The sequence below is a fragment of the Polaromonas sp. P1_E1_2 genome, assembly GCF_056406035.1.
Genome location: NZ_JBFUAZ010000253.1, coordinates 1 through 5,609, shown reverse-complemented (window position 1 = coordinate 5,609; position 5,609 = coordinate 1). Strand labels below are relative to the sequence as shown.

4 protein-coding genes and 2 pseudogenes are annotated in these 5,609 nt (G+C 59.7%); 4 read left to right on the top strand and 2 right to left on the bottom strand.

Annotated features, from left to right (window positions below):
- Window positions 1-331 (top strand): annotated as a pseudogene (locus tag AC1D1P_RS12880) (esterase family protein); the annotation flags it as partial.
- Between the two features lie 72 nt (window positions 332-403).
- Here AC1D1P_RS12880 and dcd read toward each other — a convergent pair.
- Entirely contained in the window at window positions 404-976 is a 573-nt protein-coding gene (gene dcd, locus AC1D1P_RS12875) for a dCTP deaminase (RefSeq protein ID WP_457279872.1), read from the bottom strand.
- Window positions 977-1,273: 297 nt separating this feature from the next.
- On the opposite strand from dcd, the gene AC1D1P_RS12870 reads away from it, so the two are divergent.
- From AC1D1P_RS12870 to AC1D1P_RS12860, 3 genes and pseudogenes are all read left to right on the top strand, one after another.
- Window positions 1,274-3,490: a PAS domain-containing protein gene (locus tag AC1D1P_RS12870; protein ID WP_477673255.1), complete on the top strand. Its 2,217-nt coding sequence runs from the start codon at window positions 1,274-1,276 to the stop codon at window positions 3,488-3,490.
- A gap of 135 nt (window positions 3,491-3,625) precedes the next feature.
- Window positions 3,626-3,760: pseudogene (locus tag AC1D1P_RS12865) on the top strand (acetamidase/formamidase family protein); the annotation flags it as partial.
- Between the two features lie 116 nt (window positions 3,761-3,876).
- Window positions 3,877-4,563, top strand: coding sequence for a hypothetical protein (locus AC1D1P_RS12860; protein ID WP_477673254.1), 687 nt, complete (start codon window positions 3,877-3,879; stop codon window positions 4,561-4,563).
- Here the strand turns inward: AC1D1P_RS12860 and guaD are convergent.
- On the bottom strand, window positions 4,560-5,609 hold a 1,050-nt coding region (gene guaD, locus AC1D1P_RS12855; RefSeq protein ID WP_477673253.1), incomplete at its 5' end, for a guanine deaminase. The two genes, AC1D1P_RS12860 and guaD, sit on opposite strands and share 4 nt — an antisense overlap.

Here is a 5,609-nt window from a genome sequence, read left to right as displayed (position 1 = left end):
CTCTTCGGCCATGCAGGTGGCACCGTTCCAGGCAGGCGGCAAATTTGACCAGGCCTCATGGGACCGCCTGAACTACACCGCCAGCTGGGAAGCCTACAAAAGCAAAAAAATCGTGGTGCCCCTGTACATCAACAGCGGCGACCACGACACCTTTTCCATTGCCTACCACTCGGCCGGCCTGTTCCAGAAATTGTTTGAATACCAGCCCAAGCTGGTGGAGTACCGCGTCGTCGATGGCGATCATGAATGGCCGGTGTGGCGCGACACCATTGGCGACGCCATCAAGTACATGAGCGGCTTTGCCAGCCGCCCCCAGGTCGCCAAGCCCTGAGGCTGTAGAGGGCAGAAACGAAAACGGACGCCCTTTGCAGGCGTCCGTCCAAATCAGTCGTGTAGATGTCCGTTACGCCTTCGGCAAGGTCACCCCAACCTGCCCCTGATACTTGCCGCCGCGGTCCTTATAGCTGACCTCGCAGACGTCGTCCTTGTCGCTCTCGAAGAACAGCACCTGCGCGCAGCCCTCGCCCGCGTAAATCTTGGCGGGCAGCGGCGTGGTGTTGGAGAACTCCAGCGTTACATAGCCTTCCCATTCGGGCTCAAACGGCGTGACGTTGACAATGATGCCGCAGCGCGCATAGGTGCTTTTGCCCAGGCAGATGGTCAGCACATTGCGCGGGATGCGGAAGTACTCCATGGTGCGGGCCAGCGCAAAGCTGTTGGGCGGGATGATGCAGCTGTCGCCGTGGAAGTCGACAAAACTTTTCTCGTCGAAGTTCTTTGGGTCCACCACCGTGCTATGGATGTTGGTGAAGACCTTGAACTCGGGCGCGCAGCGGATGTCGTAGCCGTAACTGCTGGTGCCATAGCTGATGATTTTCTGGCCGTCCCGCTGGCGGATCTGGCCGGGTTCAAAAGGTTCGATCATGCCGTGCTGCTCGGACATGCGGCGTATCCATTTATCGCTCTTGATGCTCATGGGATGGGGCTCCTGTTGTGGCTGTGATTGTAAGTTGGGGTTGGAGCGCCACCCCCACTGACCGCCAGTCCGGAGACAGCCGGCCCTTCCTCACCAAGGGGCCTGTTGGCAAAAGCACGGGCTGAGGGCTATCGCTGCCCCACAATCCGATAAAAACGCCAGGGACGCATGGACGGGGAAAGTGCCGCTGGTCAAGACATCACATTCCGCGTAACGTTGCCCCTACGACGGGCACAGGTGCAAGCTGAAGTGCCGTTGTCCCCTATCTGAAGCCGGTTCATGCGAGGCGCCCCCACTATGAAAACAAGATCTACCCAGAACAAGGACCGTATTCTTGTCGTGGACGGCAGCCCCGGCATTCACGATGCCTTCCACAACATGCTTGTTGAAAATGAGAATGCGGGAGGGATATTCGAACTGGATGGTGCCCGCGACACACGCGAGGCGCTGGCCCTGGTACAACAGTCGCTTCTGGCTTCGCGTCCCTACTTCCTGGCATTTATCGGTGTTTCTGGTACGGCGGGAGGAATTTCGCTCGAAATGGCACCTCAAATATGGGCGCTTGATCCGGGAGTCCAGATAGTGCTGTGCGCGGAGCGGCTGGATCTTTCTTCTGATGCGCTGCGCGCAGCCATGGGAGCCACGAATAGCAGGTGGCTGGTGCTCAAGACGCCGCTTGATCCTGTAGAAGTCATCCAATTGGCGTACTCCCTGGCAGAGAAGTGGCATTTGCAACAACTCGCCGGGTCTCATCCAGGCGGGCACCCTGCGGCGGATGTTACGGAGAAGGGGAGCGCGGCGGCTGACTCCCAGATCAACGAGCAGGATTTGTTGCGCACGCTTCTGGACAACGCTCCCGATCACATTTATTTCAAGGATGCGCAGTCCCGCTTTCTCAAATGCAGCAAGGCACAGGCGCTACAGTTTGGGGCATTACCGGAGGAGCTGGTGGGCAAGACGGATCACGATTTTTTTTCCGAAGAGCATGCGCGCCCCGCATACGAGGATGAACAGGAAATCCTGCGCACAGGTCAGCCGATCATCGGCAAAGTGGAGAAGGAAACCTGGAAAGACGGGCGCGGTGAATCCTGGAAGCTGAGTACAAAGATGCCGCTGCGCAACAACGCCGGAGCCATCATTGGTACCTTCGGTATTTCCAAGGACATTACTGCCCTGAAGCAGACTGAAGCAGCGCTGGCGCACCACCATGATTTGCTGGCTACGCTGATGGAGAGCTCACCAGATTCCATCTTCTTCAAGGATCTGAAATCACGTTTGCTAAAAGTCAGCCGCTCGGAAGTTCACAACCTCCTGCGGCTATCGATCAGCCGCTATCGCGCAGCACATCCGGACATGGGTGAGGAGACACTTCCACCGCATTTGGCCAGTGTGGAGGAGTTTGAAAAGTATGTGATTGGTAAAACCGATGCAGACATTTACGGCCAGGACAGGGCGAGTGAATTTAGTCACGACGAAGAAGAGATTATCCGGACGGGGAAACCGATCCTCGAAAAGAGCGAAAAAACCGTTCATCCTGATGGGCGTGTCGTCTGGTACCTCACTACCAAAGGCCCCTGGAGAGACAGGAACGGCACACTGATCGGAACCTTCGGGACTTCGAAAAACATATCCGAATTGAAGGAAGCGGAACGAAAAATTGAAGAGGTTCAAGCCCAGCTGCTCACCACGGCGCGTCTGGCGGGCATGGCAGAGATCGCAACCAACGTGCTGCACAACGTGGGGAATGTTCTCAACAGCGTCAACGTGTCGGCCGAACTGATTGGCAGCCAGTTGCGGACGTCCAAGCTCAAGGGGCTCGCCCGCTCTGTGGGTTTGATGGACGCTCATACCGGAGATTTGGGGGAGTTTTTGACGCGGGACAGCAAGGGCAAGCTGTTACCCGCCTATCTGCGCGAGTTGGCGCGGACACTGGAGGCAGAGCATGAATCGATCGCGAAAGAACTCGACGCACTTTGCAGCAGTGTGGACCACATCAAACAGGTCATCGCGACCCAGCAATCATACGCAGGCACCCCGCGTGTCGTCGAATCCGCAAAGGTGGATGAGTTGCTGGACGACGCGCTGCGCATGAATGCGGATGCACTGACGCGCCACAAAGTGGATGTTGAAAAAAAATACGCAACGTTGCCCACCCTTTTGCTGGATCGGCAACGCGTTTTGCAGGTGCTGGTGAACCTGATCAGCAACGCCAAGCAGGCTTTTGGCACGATTGCAGACAGGCGCCCGTTCATTACGCTCCATGCTGTTTTGCTGGAAGGGCCCGTGCTGCGCATCACGGTGACAGACAACGGGGAAGGCATTGCACCGGAGAACCTGACACGCGTTTTCTCTCACGGCTTCACCACACGCAAAAACGGGCATGGCTTTGGCCTGCACAGCTGCGTTCTGGCCGCGCAGGAAATGGGGGGTAGCTTGCAGGTCCACAGCGACGGTACTGGAAAAGGCGCATCGTTCATCCTGGAGGTCCCCGTCGCTACCGCGGAGATTCATTGAACGCGGCAAAAAAAGCCGTTTTTTCCGCCCAGGCAGGGCTTGGGCCGGCCTAAAAGACATGCCCAGTCGCCAGTGCCGCGGCTGCCGCCCGTGTTTCCACGCCCAGCTTTTCAAAATGTGCTCCAGGTGCTTGTTCACGGCGGCGGCTTTTTGACCGACCATTTCCCCGAAGCGTAGAAATCGATCTGGGACTTCAAAGTCATGTTTACGAGTTCGCGCCACGTGCCGGGCGTGAACTTCGTCGGCCTGATTCACCCCGGCCTGATAGGCCGGAAGTCTGCCTGCCCACAGTCCCGAAAACCCGAAATCCTGGCCAAAGCGGGCCGTGGACCCACTCTGGCGGTGTGCTTAAATGGCGCATCACTACATGACAGGGGGAGTCGGCAATGAACTGCAAAACCTGGATGGGGATCGCCGCAGGGACCGTGCTGATGCTGCTTGGCGCCGGGGCACAGGCGCAGAAGATGCATCGCTGCGGCAACGTCTACCAGGACCGCCCCTGCGACACGGTGCAGCCGGGCACGGAAGTGCGCAATTTCGACAATGTCCCCCGACCCGTCGCCAGCGCGGGCACGGACACACAATGCCGGCAACGCGGCATCGACTCCCAGAAAATTGTCTGGTCGCGCGAAGCGGGAGCGCTGGCGGAAAAACTCAGGGCCGCCGCCTATTCGGAAGAAGAGAAAACCCTGATCACCGAGGTCTACGGCAAACGCGGCACCGCGCCGGAAGTTCGTGCCAGCATCGAAGCCGACTGCATCGCAGCCAAGAAACATGCCCAGGAGGTTGCGGCGGCGCTGGCCGCCGTGGGAAAACTGCCCGGCAGTCCGGCGCCAGGCGTCGCGCCTGCGCGGCCTCAGGCCCTGGAATCCAGGGCCGTCGAGGCTGCGCAGGGCGGCGATGCCTCCTCGCTGCGATCCGCCGAATCGCAAAAGAAGCGTTGCAGCARCATCAACACCAAAATTGAGGGCATCCAGAAGAGCCAGCGCAGCGGCGGCAGTGTGGCTGCCATGGAAAGCCTGAACCAACGCCGGCGCGACGCGGAAGCCGAACGCGACCGGGCCGGCTGCTAGGCTGTGCCGCCCGCCTGAGAAATCACGGCCTTTTCAATCACCCGGTCGTCACCCAGCACAATCAGTGCGAACAACAACTCGTCCAGGCTGGCGGCTCGCGCCGTCTTGCGCGCCAGCAGCGGCGTGGCCTGCAGGTTGAGCACGACGAAGTCGGCTTCGCAACCGGGCTGCAGGTTACCGACGACACCCTCCAGGCCCAGTGCCCGCGCCGCGCCCGCCGTATGCTGCCACCACAGGTGCTGCGGCTTGAGCGACAGGCCGGTTTTGGTCTGCCCTTCCCTTCCCACGTAGTAAGCCGCCAGCATGGTGTGGAAAGGGCTGAACGAGGTGCCGCCACCCACATCGCTGGCCAGGCCATAGGGGAAACCGATGCGGTCTGCACCCTCGTAGTCAAAAAAGCCGCTGCCCAGAAACAGGTTGCTGGTCGGGCTCACGGCTGCCGCCGTGCCGGTGCCGCGCATCAGGGCACGGTCTTCGTCGTCGATGTGGATGCAATGCGCATATACGGCGCGCGGGCGCAGCAGTCCGAACTGTTCATAGACGCTGAGGTAGCTGCGCGCCTTCGGATAAAGCCGCCGCACCCAGGCGATCTCGTCCTTGTTCTCGGCCACGTGCGACTGGATCCACACGTCCGGGTATTTCGCGGCCAGCTCGCCGGCACCGCGCAGCTGTGCTTCGCTGCAACTGGGCACAAAACGCGGCGTGATGGCGTAGCCCAGCCGGTCTACGCCATGCCAGCGCTGGATCAGCGCTTCGGTGTCCTGCAAGCTTTGCACCGTTTCGTCGCGCACGCCGTCCGGGGCATTCTGATCCATCAGGCATTTTCCGGTCATGAGGCGCAGCTGGTTTTTCTGTGCCTCGGCAAACAGCGCGTTAACGGATTCCACATGCGAAGTCGCGAAGGCCAGCGCCGTGGTGACCCCGTTTCGAAGCAGCTCTGCTATGAAAACCGTAGCTGCTTGCGCACAGTGGTCCTTGCTTGCGAAGCGTTTTTCTTCTGGAAATGTGTAATTTTCAAGCCAGGGCAGCAACCCGTCGGCCGGCGA